This window comes from Aliikangiella coralliicola, from assembly GCF_007004725.1.
Classification (GTDB): domain Bacteria; phylum Pseudomonadota; class Gammaproteobacteria; order Enterobacterales; family Kangiellaceae; genus Aliikangiella; species Aliikangiella coralliicola.
In genome coordinates, this window is sequence record NZ_ML660160.1 from 242069 (window position 1) to 257837 (window position 15769).

Consider the following 15769-nt stretch of genomic DNA (forward strand, 5'->3'; position numbering starts at 1 on the left):
AGCTCGCTATCTGTGAAATAACAACAAGTATTTTGACTTAGGACTAAATTTTAATTTCAGTTTATATGTCAACAAACTAACCTGTATTTCGCAATCCCGCGGCAATACCAGCAATTGACATCATCAATGTTTTTTGCAATTTAGCATCTTCTGGATTTGCTCGGGTTCGTTTGAGTAATTCGATCTGAACCATATTGAGTGGCATCAGATACGGGTCTCGCATTTTGATGCTATTGCGGTTCCAGGGATCTTGTTGCATCAGTTGTTCAGCCTGACTCAATTGCAATAAGGTCATTTTGTCACTTTGTAATTGCTCGCGTAAAGACTCACCAAATGTCCGTTTATCAGCGTCTACCAAATGCTCATCGTAAGCTGCTGATAAAAGCGGATCTGACTTGTTGAAAACCATTTCCAACATGGCTAGTCGGCTACTAAAAAATGGCCAGTTTTGACGCATTTGTTCTAGTACTTTGCGGCTATCATTGTCCGCTGTTTTCGCAATTGATTCCATAGCCCCTAACCATGAAGGAAGTACTAAGCGGTTCTGTGACCAGGCGAAAATCCACGGTATCGCGCGCAGACTTTCTACACCACCGCCTGGTTTGCGTTTTGCCGGGCGACTACCCAATGGAAGATTACCTAGTTCTTGTTCAGGCGTTGCTTGTCTGAAATAGGGAACAAATCTTGGGTTATGTCTGACCACACCCCGATAGATTTCGGTTGCATGTGCACTGAGCTGATGCATTAATTCACGCCACTCGGGTTTTGGAGCCGGCGGTGGAGTAATCAAAGCTTCAAGCACTGCACTTGCATAGAGGCTTAAACTTCGAACGGCCAGTGCAGGCATCCCGAATTTATAGCGAATGGTTTCTCCTTGTTCGGTAACACGCAAACCGCCATCGACACTGCCGGGTGGCTGTGACAGGATCGCATCTTGCGCCGGGCCACCACCGCGACCGATAGTTCCACCGCGTCCATGAAATAATGTTAGCTTGATATCAAACTCTTTTGCTAGCGCGACCAGTTCTTCCTGAGCCCGATACTGTGCCCAGGCTGCCGCCAGAACGCCGGCATCTTTGGCGCTGTCGGAATAGCCGATCATAATGTATTGACGGTTTTCGATATAACTCCGGTACCAATCGATGGAAAATAATTGGCGCGTCGCTGATTGCGCATTATTGAGATCGTCTAGTGTTTCGAAGAGTGGTGCAACGGGCATGGGCCAGGTGACGCCACTTTCCTTCAGCAGGAGTTGTACCGCCAGAACATCTGACGCTGTGCGGGCCATTGAGATGATGTAAATACCAAAACTGGCGTTGTCATTTTCCGCGATCACTTTCAGCGTGTCGAGTACTTCTTTTACTTCTTCATGTGGCTGCCAATGGCGAGGAAAGAGAGGTCGTTTTTCATTAAGTTCCTTTTGTAAAAAAGCGATTTTGTCGGCTTCATTCCATTGTGCATAATCACCGAGTCCCAGGTAGCGTGTGAGTTCGCTGATAACATCCTGATGACGTTCGCTGTCTTGACGAACATCCAATTTGATCAAGCTAGTGCCAAAGCAGTAAGCGCGAAGTAATGTATCCTTAAGAGCCCCATCAGCGATGATATGTAAACCTTTCGCTTTTAAACTGTGGTAGCAGGCGAGCAGCGGTTCTAGTAATTGTTGATCGCTAAATACGAGTTTGGCAGGAGAAATATTTTTGCCGTTAAGTTTATCTGATATTTTACTACGTAGAGCCCACAGTTGGTCTCGCAATTCACGTAATACAATACGATAAGGTTCTTTCTCATTACCTCCCGATAATGCAATGAGTTCTTCAGTGGCTGGTGATACTGAAATCTCATCTACCAGTCGATCGAGATCGTGGGCAAAGAGATCGGCTGCACGCCAACGAGATAGTAGCAGGACTTCTGCGGTGACTTCGGACGTTACGCGCGGATTACCATCCCGGTCCCCCCCCATCCAGGAAGCTATTTTTATTGGTTGGGCATCCAGGGGCAAATCGATATCGAATTCGTTTTTGAGGGAATCTTCTAGCTCTCTAACGAACTGTGGTAAAGCTTCCCATAAACTGTGTTCGATAACCGCGAAGCCCCATCGAGCTTCGTCAACGGGCGTCGGTCTTTCTTCACGGATTTTATGCGTGTGCCAAGCCTGGGTAATTAATTCAGCAATACGTTTTTCAACGGATGTGGTGTCCTTTTCTAACGCTCGGTTTATGTCGAGTTGTTGGAGTTGGTCGGCTAATTCTCGATATTTATTGATTAATGTGCGCCTGGTAACTTCAGTGGGGTGGGCGGTCAGAACTAACTCGATACTTAGCTGTTTTACTTTTTCTGCTAGTAGTGATTGCTGTACTCCTTCACTTTTAACTCGTTGTAAAAAATCAGCGACAGGATTTCCCTGATAGTAGGAAACTGTATATTGCTCTTCAGCGATATTCGCCAGGTTTAAAAATTGCGAGAAAGCGCAAACGACTCGGTTGAGTTCGTCGTTGGTCATCTCAGTGAATAATTGTTCCAACTGTTGTTGAACAAACTGTTGTTCTCCCTGAGTTGCCGATTTACCCAGTAAGCGGATTTTTTCGATGGTATCCAGCCAGCTATCACCTAAATCTGACTGAATGGTTTCTCCCAACATATCACCTAATAAGCGGACACGGTCACGCAGACCGTCATACGATAATTCTTGGTTCATTATTCTCACTCTCTTTGCGTATGAACTAAAAGTTGTTTGTCGAACTGTCGCGTTGATATCGAGTCTGTCATTTTTTTTATAGTGACTCGGTATAATTTGGAAGTTTGAAACAGAATAATTGGGTTCTGGAAGCTTCCGCTGGGTACGCAGAAAAATGTAAACCAGGACGTGTTGAAAGGCAAATACTGAAATATTATTAGTGAGTTGACTAGTGCCCGAGTCTTTATTTTTCTTGCTGCAGAAGATAGGTTGATTATTTATTCGTAGCCGTCAGACTAAATAATAAGCTGACAGTTGGGAGAAAGTGTGGAGAAAAGAGATTCTGGCTTAACTTATTATAATATAAGCATTACTATTGTAAGAGGTAAAAATTGTGGAAGTAAGGTTGTGGAAGTAAATTTGTGAGAATCAAAAACCGAGCAAGCTAGGTTTAGCGGAATCGAATTGAGTTCAAAACAAAAGTGTTGATACAAAAAGGTGCAGCGGTTATTGCTTTGGCAAAATAATTTGAGCCTCAATTACACTTCTTAATTAAGTCGAAAGTTACTATGAATATATTAATCGTCGAAGACGAAAGACAAATTGCAGAGTATTTGTATAAGTACTTGACTAAGAGTGGATTTGAAGTATCTACTTTAAACTCAGGTGAGCATGTCGTTGAAACTGTTAAATCTCAACATCCTGATTTGATTATTCTGGATCTTATGTTGCCTGTCAAAGATGGGGTAAGCTGCTGTAAAGAATTACGTCTTTTTTCAGATGTTCCTGTGATTATGCTAACAGCAAAGGTATCAGATATCGATAGGATTATCGGCCTTGAAGCGGGTGCGGATGATTATGTTTGTAAACCATTTAACGCGAAGGAATTAGTGCTCAGGGTAAAATCTATTCTTAAGCGCGCTGGTTTTAAAAGCTCAAAATCAGAGGGTTTTCGTCTTAATAAACAAACGCAAGAACTGGAATTTAACGGCTCATCTCAAAAACTCACCAGGCTCGAATATGCTTTAATACGGCTACTCTTTAACAAGCCCGGGAGAATTTTTTCCCGCCAGGAAATTATTAATCTTGCCTATGTTGAAGAAAGAGATATTACTGAGCGAGCTGTTGATTCTCACGTTAAAAACATCAGAAAAAAAATACGAAACCTGGGCATTGACACGGTTGTAATTGAATGTGTCTATAGCGCGGGATATCAGCTAATTCCTCCTGAACCTGATATCGAATAGTCTGCTCTCGAACTAAGAGGACCGCTCAGGCCATTCGATAATCACTTTTAATCCACCCATCGAAGAATGTTCTGCGTAGATAGAACCGCCTTGAGCTTCTATGACGCTTTTACAGATAGCTAAACCTAACCCGGAACCACCCGTTTTTCGGCTGCGTGATTTTTCTACTCGATAAAGACGCTCAAAGATTCTTGTTAAGTCGCTATCACTGACTCCTGGCGATGAATCATCAATGGATAATTGTATTAACCCATCTTTCTGTTTTGCCGAAAAAGAAATTTGACCCGGTCGTTGAGTATACTTAGTGCTATTTTCTAAAAGGTTAAAAAGTACCTGGCGAATTGATGCGGAATCAAGTTCCAAAATGATCGATTCTATAAGTTCATTTTTAAAAGTGAAGTGAAATCCACTGTTGCCTATAAACTTCTCCATTTCATATTGGAGCTTCGATAGAAAGTGAACGATCTCTATTTCTTCGCACTCCAATTGAATAATACCAACATCAGACTGCGCGAGTTGGTGTATATTTGACACCAATTTACCTAGCTCTGATAACTTGATATCTAGCGCATCGTAAGTCGCATGGACATCTTCCTCAATATCATCTTTTAACGCCTCAACCTGAAGCTTCAATATGGTTAATGGTGTGCCTAATTCGTGAGATACGTCAGCGAGTAACTGATTTTTCTTTTCGATAAGTTCTTCCGCCATTTTTGCCCTTTCCAACGCAATCTGATGATTCGCTTTTTCCCTTTCTCGACCAATTTTTTTTCGCAGAGTCCTTTTGTGCAGAAATAGTGTCAGCAAAAGCAGAGAAACCGCGATAACGGTTTTAAACCAGATAGTTTGGTAAAGCTTTGGTGCAACATGAATGGGTAGCTTAAACGATTGCTTGTTGAGCAGGCCGCTTTTATGGCGGGCTTTTATTTCTAACTCGTATTGACCTGGCGGTAGAGAAGTATATTGCGCTCGCCGTTCAGAAGAGTTGCTTGTGCGCCAAAACGTATCATATCCATGGAGTAAGTATTCATACTTGAACTCATCGCTAAAAGAGTAGTTAAGTGCCGAAAACTTAACGCTAAATTCCTGGCTGTCAGCTGAGAGATATGCTCCTTTCGCTAACTCAGATGGTGAAAAAGAATGTTTGCCTGAGTGAAAGTTGATCGCGCGTATGGGCACATTTGAGGCAAACGGTGATAGTTCATCAACATTGATAAAGAGTATACCGCGCTGACCGATGAAAACGGGCCCATCGTCATCTAGAAAAGCACCTCTCAGAAAAGCGCCATATTCTTTGTTGTAGTTAGGTAGTGAATTTAACTCGCCTGTGATTGGATTGTAAACTTTCTTACCGTTTATCCAGATATGGTCGTTTTTATCTATCGCTGCAGTATAAATACTACCAAATGTCTCTTTGTTTTTGAGTTTAGCTGGAACTAGACGAATTGATTCTCCCAGGATTTCTACCTTATAAATTGAGCGGTTGGAAAGCGCCCAAATTGTTTCATCTTGACTTTGTAGAATTTGAATAAAGGGACCGGCTGAGGTGGAAGAGGCAATGCTCTTAAAAGACGAACCACGAGAAAAACGTGCTACCAGTTGATTAACTGTAGCGATCAGTATAGCCCCCGACTTTAGTTGTTTTGCATGCCAGGTTCGAACATTGACTGGCTTGCCATCTTCGGTATGAATTTGAGTAAACTCACTTGATTTTTTATTGAAAATAAGTGGGCCATGACTGGTTGATATCAATAGCTCGTCGTCAGATATTTTAGCGAAATCACTAGCAATGGCGCCTTTAGTTGCCAGATGTTCATATGAAAAAAACTTACCTTCATTAGTTTGAATATTGAATTGAGCAATTCCTGAAGTGTCTGTCCCCACCCAAATCGTTTGTTCGTTTTCTCTGAATAGACTTTTGATCTGAAAATCAAGATTTTTAATTGATATGCCATCGGGTAATTTCAACCTGGATATCTTATTGGAAGTCTCGTCAAATAGGTGAAGCTTTTTTCCCGAGCTAATTAAGTAGTTTTTTTCTGACAGGCTAATGAGTCGGATAGGTTCATGGGAAGATAGTTTTTTATCGAAATCAATCGATTGAATCGCCCGTTGCTTTACGCTGTGAAACCTGGGTTTTTCGCCATTGTAACTTATCCAAACATTCTGATTGCTATCGGTAAATAATACATCTGCACGTAGGCTATGAGTTGAGTAAGGTAATTCTTTATCCGGTTTGATAGTCCTGACTTTTGTTTTTGTTTTAGCGTTGAAAACCTCAATACCTGTCGATAGATTCAGTACCCAAATTTCGTTTGGAGTAGGTTGGGTAATGGACATGTGAATGTATTTTCCTGAGGTCGGATCATTATTTAGCTTGCTGATAACTCCGGTTTCAGGGTCTAGTACACGAATGTAATTTAAATGGCTGGCTAGCCAGATTTTTCCATAAGAATCTCTAAACATTTTTCTAAAAAAAATATTACTTTCTTCGTTGGGAATAGGCCGTGAATTTTCATCAACCAGTGTAGGTATTCTGAGTGTCTGATTTTTCTGATCGAGAATTTTCAGCCCTGTACCAGTGCTCAACCATAATTTACCGAAGTTATCAAAGGCCATATCGATCACGTAATTACTTCTTGGCGCAGTGAATGATCCTCTATAGTGAGTAAAGCGATTATCCTTCACAGAATAGTAAGAAACTCCTTCTGAACTCGCTACCCAGATATCATCATTTTCGAGTACGATAATATCTCTTATGGTATTGCTGGCTGGCGAATTGGTATCGTTCGGTTTGTGGGGATAGTGGGTATAGGTCTGAGTTTGATAATTGTAGTGAGTTAATCCCTTGTAGTAACTCCCAATCCAAAGACCACCATGATTGTCCGGAGTAATAGTGCGAGTTTCGATCTCTTGCAGAGAGTTTTCTTCATCGATAATATGCTCAAGTTCATAAATCTTATGGCCGTCGTATCGCGCTATTCCACCGTATCCTGCGAACCAGATAAAACCATTGGTGTCCTCGACGATTTTATAATTGACGAAATCAAAGACTTTACTTTCTGCATTCACTTGGTGAAAGTACGGCATTATCGCTGGAGATGAAATTGATGTTCTTTCTGACGCGCTGACTATTCCCTGAGTTGAATAAACTAGAAGTTGAAAACAAAAAATGGTCGCGACGAGCTGTATCTTTTTGAGCATCATAGGGTATCAAACATAGTCGTTAGCCGACTTTATCTTGTTAATAGCTTCATATCAATGTTCATTTATTTTATTCATGTATTTTCCAGAAAACATGCTTATTTGTAAGTGCTAATCTTGTTTTCTCCATACATTCTCCATACATTTTTTTTAGACTTGGCGCACGGATAGTCCATTCAGTTTATAGGGCAACTGCGCATGTCGTATCAAAATCGTAAATTAGGAATTTTTAACTTTATCTGGCTTACCCTTGTGGTAATTATAACCTTGCTTCCTGATGAAATTGTAGCAGCATCTCCAGAAGATAGCGGACTGATTAATCACCAGTTCAACCGGCTAATTGTCTTTGACCTGGGAACAGGAGAATGTATTGGTGAGCTTGATTCTCTGGATAGTATTGATTTCAACCAGGAACCTTCCGAGACGATTGAGAAGGAAGACTTTTCTGCAACGGCGCGCCCTAAAAGTGTATGTCAGGATTATTTTGCCGATGAATTTGTCGGTGATGTTTTTATTCCTGCTGCGGAAGACGTCACTTTCTATTTGAATTCCGATGACGGTAGTCGACTCTGGATTGATGGCAATCTTTTAATCGACAATGATGGTGCACATGGCGGTCGAGAAATGGCTGCCACAATCAATTTGAGTGAAGGGTGGCACTATATTGAAGTCAAATATTTTAACAATAGCGGTAATCAGACACTCTCTGTCAGTTATAGCGCAGCGACTATCGGCGCTAAACAGACTATCCCTAATTCAGCACTGAGACTTGGCGGTGGGCTAGATACCGATGATGATGGCCTGCGCAATTATTTTGATACCGACGATGATAATGACGGTTTTCTAGATGGTGTTGATAGTTGCCCTGTTGGAGAAGTGGGCGTTGCAGCTAACGATTTTGACGCTGACGGCTGTAATGATGCCAATGAAGATAATGATGATGATAATGATGGCGTGGCTGATGGCGTTGATGCTTGTCCCACTGGTCGACTAGGTGTCGCTGAAAGAGATTTTGACGGTGATGGTTGTGATGACTTTGCTGAAGATGAAGATGATGACAATGACACAATGCCCGACCAATGGGAACTGGATAATGGGTTAGAACCGTTATTAGATGATAGCAATCTCGACCCTGATGGCGATGGTGTTGTCAACGTAGCTGAATATGCCCAGGATACTAATCCGTTTGCTCAAGATACTGATAACGATGGCCTTAATGATGATGTTGACCTTAATCCGGCTTTAGCCTGTTCGGCTGCTATTGTGGTTGTGAATGATGAAGATGCTGGTGTCGGTTCTTTAAAGCAAGCATTACTTGATGTATGTCCCGGAGGTGATATTACTTTTGATGATGAATACACCATAGTGACGCAAGGCACGCTAAGAATCAGCCAATCACTCAATATTGATGGTGGTGGCAGAGTTACGATTAACGGAGATAAAGACAGCGATGGTGTAGGAAATCACCGCTTAATGAGTAACTCGCCGGGTAATACGGTCAATATTTCCGGGTTAACTTTTACTAAAGGACGGGCCGGGTCAACGGCACGTGGTGGAGCGATTGAAAATTCCGGCATTATGACTATCGACCGGTGTCAGTTTATTGAAAATGAGGCGTTTCACGGTGGTGCGGTATCAAACAATGTCGAAATTTCCATCTATAACTCTATCTTCAGCAAGAATAAAGCTCGTTCACTTGGAGGGGGCTTTCATAGTATTGCTAGTGCGACACGTTCGACTATTTGGAATAGCACTTTCTATGAAAACCAGGGGCTGCATGTCAGCCATGCTATTAATACTGAGTCGACAGCATTAATGCATAATGTTTTGGTTATTGGGGGCTTTCCTGACGAAGAGTGTTTCAACTTGGAGCCTCTTGAGAAAACCAATAACTGGGTTGAAGATGGGTCTTGCTCTGCACAGTATAGTGGGGAGTTACGTTTGGTTAATCCAGATAACGGTGATTTCCGGCCATACCCGGGAAGTGGCGTGATTGATGCTGGAACAAATAACGCAGCATTATTAACTGACTTTGAAGGTAATCCTCGACTTCGAAACGGTAAGGTTGATATCGGTGCGATTGAGTATGATCCCAATGGCGATTTCGATGGTGATGGTTTTTCCGATAGTGATGAAATTGATAACGGTACTGATGTTTTAAAGAAAAGAAGTTTCCCGGCTGATAACGATGGTGACTTCATTTCCGATTTAAACGATCCAGATGACGACAATGACGGTTACTCAGATAGTGATGAGACCGACAATGGTAGCGATCCATTTAACGCCGCTAGTACACCTCCTGATAATGACGGCGACTTTATTTCTGATTTAAACGATTCCGATGACGACAATGATGGCGTAGCTGACGACGAAGATGCATTTCCGTTTGATGCCAATGAATCTCAAGACCTAGATGGCGATGGCGTTGGGGATAATTCAGATACGGATATCGATGGCGATGGCATGGGCAATGATTATGAGAATAACTTTGGACTCGACGATCGATTGGACGATCGGTGGCTTGATTTAGATAAAGATCGCATTCCAAATTATTATGAATATCTTGCAGGCACAGCGCCTAATGATCGGCTTGATTTTGAATCGGAATTTATAGAGTCCTGGCGCCAGCAAGGCGAAGCGCTTTTTGATTTTCTTGGTCAGGAACAATCTGGTAGTGAGGTTCAATTAATCCTGCCTCAATTGGATCAAGTGCTTTTAATTGGGACTCGCAGAGAGGGAGATGTTGATGATGCGATAGATGTAGTGCGACTGTCAGCGACTGGTAATGTTGATACTTCTTTTGCCAATTGGGGGCATTTGATTATTGAAGACGCCGAATTGGTTGATGCCGAAGTTTCGGAAAATGGTGATATTTATCTTGCCTATCTAGTTGGTAATAATTCTTATGAGGTTAGCAAGTATAACAAAGATGGGAAAATAGACTCTGGATTTGCTAATGCTGGTGCTTTAAGCGTTGATAATAGCGGCGACATATTTGGAATGACCCTTTTATCTGATAATCGAATTGTATTATTTGGCAAGGACGATGATAGTGATACTGGCAAAGTCTGGTTGTTTGATAATACAGGGGTGGCAGATGCTTCTTTTGGTAACAATGGTGAATTGTTATTGCAAAGTCCAGGAGGTGGAACTAGTCATAAAGTGAGAGCCATTGCGCAACAAAACAATAATTTGCTGCTCGCAATTTCATCATTTAGAGGTGGAGAAAATACTACAGACAGTTACCTACTTCGCATAAATTTTAATGGTGATATCGACGAAACCTTTAGTGAATATAATGGTTCTCGCCGATTAGAATATTATGAGCGAGGTTTTCGAGAAGTTGTCAATCAAATAAGCGTTTTAGAAGATGGTCGTTTCTGGGTTGTGACAACAGAAGATGCACCGATGATTTGGCGTTTCTTACCCAATGGCTCGTTAGATAGTGAGTTTTCTAATGACGGCGAAATAGGGTTTCTTGCTGATTCAGGTTTATTCAGAGTGGCATTCTTTGATGAAGGTTTTGTTACCGTTGAAGATAAAGGTGGCTCAATAATAATAAGAAGTTTTGATTTTAATGGTGCCATAAATGTTAATTATGGGCCTAGTGCTCAGTTCCGATTTGTTGAGAATTACAATGAAAATTTATTGGCGAGCAATGTAATCGGGCAGCGCCTGTGGCTAGGTGGAAGAAGTGATCGTGGAGTTGAAGTACTTTCTGAAGAAGGGCCGTCTCTTACTGCTATTTGGTGGACTACACAAATATATCCACAGCCGGATATTGACCAGGATACTATCGCCAATAACCAGGATAACTGTCCTTTCAACGCAAACAATTTTCAAGAAGATCTAGACTTCGATAAAGTTGGTGATGTTTGTGATGATGATATTGATGGTGATGGTTATTCAAATCAAGATGAGAATGATAACAACACTTCTCCAACCGATATAAATGACATTCCTGCAGATAATGATAACGATAAAATTTCTGATCTGAACGATAACGATGATGATGATGATGGTATCGAAGATCAGCAGGATGCATTTCCATTTGATGCTAACGAGTGGCTAGATAACGATGGTGATGGAATTGGTAATAATGGCGATCTTGATGACGACAATGATGGCGTTGAAGATATTAATGATGCATTTCCTTTTGATGCTAATGAGTCTGTTGATACTGATGGAGATGGTATCGGCAACAATGCTGACGAAGATGATGATAACGATGGTGTCATTGATGATGAAGATGACTTGCCATTAGATGATTCTGATTCTGTCGATACTGACGGTGATGGTATTGGAAATAATGCCGACGAAGATGACGATAATGATGGTGTTGTTGATGCTGAAGACGCTTTTCCATTAGACAATTCTGAATCCATAGATACTGACGCTGATGGTGTTGGAAATAACGCTGACAATGATGATGACAATGACGGTGTCGTTGATGCTGAAGATGCTTTTCCATTAGACAATTCTGAGTCTATTGACACCGATAGTGATGGTATCGGAAATAATGCTGACGATGATGATGACAATGACGGTGTTGTTGATGCAGAAGATGTATTCCCATTAGATAATTCTGAATCTATTGATACCGATGGTGATGGCATTGGAAACAATGCTGATGACGATGATGATAACGATGGTGTGCCTGATGATGACGATGACTTACCGCTAGACGATTCAGATTCTGTCGATACCGACGGTGACGGAATCGGAAACAATGCTGATGATGATGACGATAATGATGGCGTGGCCGATGATGAAGACGAATTTCCACTAGATCCTGATGAAGCATTCGATACGGACAACGACGGTATTGGTAACAACGCCGATGCCGATGATGATAATGATGGTATGAGTGATGATTGGGAAATTTTATATGGTCTTGATCCGTTCGATAGTTCCGATGCAACCATTGATTCCGATGGCGACCTGGTGGTTAATATTGATGAATTTGTTGCTGATACTAGTCCGCAAGATAGCCAAAGTGTTGATAGTGGTCTCAATATGGAATTTGGTGTTCAGGGAATTGTCACCACAACGGCAAATAGTAGTCCTACAGGCTATGTGTATAACGATGAACTAAAAGATCAAACGACTGCTGTTTTTGCCGCGAGACAATCTGATGGTAGCCTCTTACAAGTCGGTGTGGCTCTTGACTTTAATAACGAAGATGGTGAAGCAAGTCTGGTAAGTTTAAACCTTGATGGAAGTGTAGATACTTCCAATGGCAATGCTGGTTGGAAGTATGATGAAGGTCTATTTAATTTTATTTATCATCTCGATTTTGTTTTAAAAGATCGTGAAACTGATGGTGTTTTAATTGGCGAATATGATGGGGTTGCCTTGTTTAATAACCAGGGAGACTTGGATACCAATTTTGCTGATAAAGGTATCTATTACGCTGATTCTGGTCATTCTTTTATCAGCGGAACTCAACAAATTAATGGTCAGTGGTTGTTGGGAACGCGCGGATACATTGGCGGTGCTGATCAAAGGCTGGATATTACTCGCTTAAACAATGATGGTTCGCTTGATCAGTCATTTGGTGATAGCGGACAAGTTACCATTGAAACTGAATTCGCTTACCCTTGGTCAATCCAGCAACAAGCAGGCGGAAATATATTTGTTCTTGCGGGTAAACATGCAGAACTTAATCGCCGAATTGTGAAACTAAAACCAAATGGTACAAAGGATGAAAGTTTTGGTATTGATGGTTTTGCTGAAGTCAACTACGCAACACAAAAAATAGCATTACTAAGTGATGGAAAATTATTAACTGCTAACGACGCAGGTGAAGGTAATCTTAATATCACACGACTTAATGAAGATGGTTCTGTTGATACGGATTTTTATGATGGCAATCTGTCTATCAATATCGCCTTGCTTGAGAATACCAATCTCTTTATTCACTCTTTACATCAGCAAAGTGACGGCAAAATCATTGTCTCGGGAACGAGCAATAACAAACAGGTTTGGATGGTTCGCTTGAATGAAAATGGTGAGCGTGATAACACCTTTAATCATGATGGTATTGCGCGGCTTTTCGATCCTGATGCTGGGTTTAATAATGCTGATGAGCTGACCGCAACTATAGGTTGGAACGACCGGGGAACCGCTAATTCGTTAAGTGACAATGATGTAGTTGTGATGAGTTATCGAAGCCTTGATGATCAGGTTAATCCAGGCGTTATGTATCGATTTAAAAACTCATCTGACGCAGATGGTGATGGACTAGTTGATGCATTGGATAATGATGATGATAACGATGGGATTGAAGATAGCGAAGATCAAATGCCATTTGATGCTAACGAATCAGTTGATACCGATAGAGATGGTATTGGAAACAATGCTGACACCGATGACGATGGTGATGGAGTCAACGACGACGAAGACGCATTCCCGCTGGATGAAAGTGAATGGTTAGATACCGATGGTGATGGAGTTGGTAATAATGCCGACACCGATGATGATAACGATGGGGTTAATGACGATGAAGATGCGTTTCCATTAGACGAAAATGAATCGGTCGATACCGATGGTGATGGTACAGGTAACAATGCCGACACCGATGATGATAACGATGGCGTTAATGACGATGAAGATGCGTTTCCATTAGACGAAAATGAATCGGTCGATACCGATGGTGATGGTACAGGTAACAACGCGGACACCGATGATGATAACGATGGTGTTAATGATGATGAAGACGCCTTTCCATTAGACGAAAATGAATGGTTAGATACTGATGGTGATGGTATTGGAGACAATAGTGATGACTCACCTTATCCATCATCGGGAGAAATAAACTTTGAGTTTACTGAATATTTTATCGCTGAAAATGAAGCTAGTGTTGACCTAATCGTTATTCGAACTAATGGTGATTATGGAGAACTGACGGTTGATTACTCATTTAGCGACGGTAGCGCCACTGCGACAAATGATTACGAGTTTGCTACCGGAACTTTAACTTTTGCTGATGGAGAAACAGAGCAAACTGTTAGTGTTAGTATTGTAGACGATAGCAGTTATGAAGGTGATGAGTTCTTTACTGTGAGTTTAAGTAATTTGCAAAGCATGGGTGAGTCTTCTTTAGGTTCTTCTTCAGAGGCGACAATTACCATTGAAGAAGATGATGAGATTCCGCCTGCCGGCGTAATCGGATTTGAGTTAGATACAGCGTTAGTTAACGAAAATGATGGCGCTGTAAATATCATCATAGAGCGAACCAGCGGTAGTTATGGCGAGGTTGCTGTATCTGTTGCCACGCAAGATGATAGTGCTGTCGCGACTAGTGATTTTACGGCCTTAAGTCAAACTGTAACTTTTGCTGATGGTGAAACGGAAAAGTCGGTCACTATACAACTGATTGACGATGATATTTACGAGACTGATGAGAGTTTCATTATCGCATTGTCAAATGTAACTGGAGACGCAGCTTTAGGTACCTCGAATTCAACAGTAACTATTTTAGATAATGAACCAGTTCCCGCAGCCGGTGTTTTAGAAATTGAAAACGGCAGTTACCAGGTGAATGAAAATGGTGAACTACTTGAAGTGACAGTCATTCGATCTGGTGGTAGTTTTGGAGAAGTTAGTGTCGATGTTGTTTCTCTAAATGATTCCGCGACAGCGACTGAGGACTTTGGTAACGTTAATCAAACTTTAACCTTTGTTGATGGTGAAACCGCAAAAACAATTACAGTTAGTTTGATTGACGATATTATCTACGAAGGCAACGAGTCATTTAGTTTACAGTTAACTAATGTTGTTGGTACCGAATTAGGAAATCAAGCTGTATCAACTGTAACTATTATTGAAGACGATGCAGTACCACCTGCAGGCGTTATTCAATTTAGTGGACCGAGTTATTTCGCGGATGAGGGTGGTGGCAGCCTGACGGTAACGGTAATCCGCACAAATGGTAGCTTTGGCGAGGTTAGAGTGGACTTGTCAGTTAATGGAGGTACAGCTACCGATGGCGTTGACTACCAATTGGCAACCAGTCAATTAACTTTCTTCGATGGTGAAGTGAGTCAAACGATCTCTATCCTGCTCCTTGATGACAGCGAGTATGAAGGTGATGAAAGCTTTAATTTAAGTCTGGTTAACCTTGGCGGCGGCGCTAGCTTTGGAAGTAACAAAGAAGCAGTGATTACAATCGGTGAAAATGATCCAGTTCCACCGAGTGGCAATATTCGATTGAGTGGAAATAGTTACAGTGTTAATGAATCTGATTCAGAATTGCTAGTCACAATCATGCGAGTCGACGGAATATATGGCGACATTCACGTGGACTATCAAGTTATTGACGATACTGCAGTGAATGGTGAAGACTATAACGCGACTAACGGTACGTTATATTTTGCTGATGGTGAAACGACCCAGACTCTGTCAATTGCCATTGTTGACGACAGTGCGGATGAAATTGACGAGTCATTTAGTATTGAGTTGACTAACCCGGTTAATACTATGATTACCGGTGAAGCTGATGCGACGGTGACTATTCATGACAATGATGAAGCGTTGCAAGAAGAACAGGAACAAAACTCATCTTCTGGTGGCGGTAGTATCGGTTGGATACTGGTAGTATTCGTATTTTTGTACAGGCGGCGTTTCTAAATCACCATGT

The 15769-nt window shown here is 41.6% G+C and carries 4 protein-coding genes; 2 read left to right on the forward strand and 2 right to left on the reverse strand.

Annotation, left to right across the window (positions count from 1 at the left end; genetic code table 11):
• Nucleotides 1–76: 76 nt before the first annotated feature.
• Complete coding sequence (gene ppc, locus FLL46_RS00980; protein WP_142891550.1) at nucleotides 77–2698, reverse strand: phosphoenolpyruvate carboxylase; 2622 nt, start codon at nucleotides 2696–2698, stop codon at nucleotides 77–79.
• A gap of 548 nt (nucleotides 2699–3246) precedes the next feature.
• Between ppc and FLL46_RS00985 the strand changes: the two genes are divergently transcribed.
• Entirely contained in the window at nucleotides 3247–3924 is a 678-nt protein-coding gene (locus tag FLL46_RS00985) for a response regulator transcription factor (protein ID WP_142891551.1), read from the forward strand.
• Between the two features lie 12 nt (nucleotides 3925–3936).
• Here the strand turns inward: FLL46_RS00985 and FLL46_RS00990 are convergent, their stop codons facing one another.
• The gene (locus FLL46_RS00990; protein WP_168203986.1) at nucleotides 3937–7014 is read right to left on the reverse strand and encodes an ATP-binding protein; all 3078 of its coding nucleotides are present in this window, start codon (nucleotides 7012–7014) and stop codon (nucleotides 3937–3939) included.
• Nucleotides 7015–7326: 312 nt separating this feature from the next.
• On the opposite strand from FLL46_RS00990, the gene FLL46_RS00995 reads away from it, so the two are divergent.
• Nucleotides 7327–15759, forward strand: coding sequence for a Calx-beta domain-containing protein (locus FLL46_RS00995; RefSeq protein ID WP_142891553.1), 8433 nt, complete (start codon nucleotides 7327–7329; stop codon nucleotides 15757–15759).
• Nucleotides 15760–15769 lie beyond the last annotated feature (10 nt).

Coding starts and splice junctions, on each gene's coding strand:
- ppc (WP_142891550.1), bottom strand. CDS start 2,698: ATGAACCAAGAATTATCGTATGACGGTCTGCGTGACCGTGTCCGCTTA.
- FLL46_RS00985 (WP_142891551.1), top strand. CDS start 3,247: ATGAATATATTAATCGTCGAAGACGAAAGACAAATTGCAGAGTATTTG.
- FLL46_RS00990 (WP_168203986.1), bottom strand. CDS start 7,014: ATGCCGTACTTTCACCAAGTGAATGCAGAAAGTAAAGTCTTTGATTTC.
- FLL46_RS00995 (WP_142891553.1), top strand. CDS start 7,327: ATGTCGTATCAAAATCGTAAATTAGGAATTTTTAACTTTATCTGGCTT.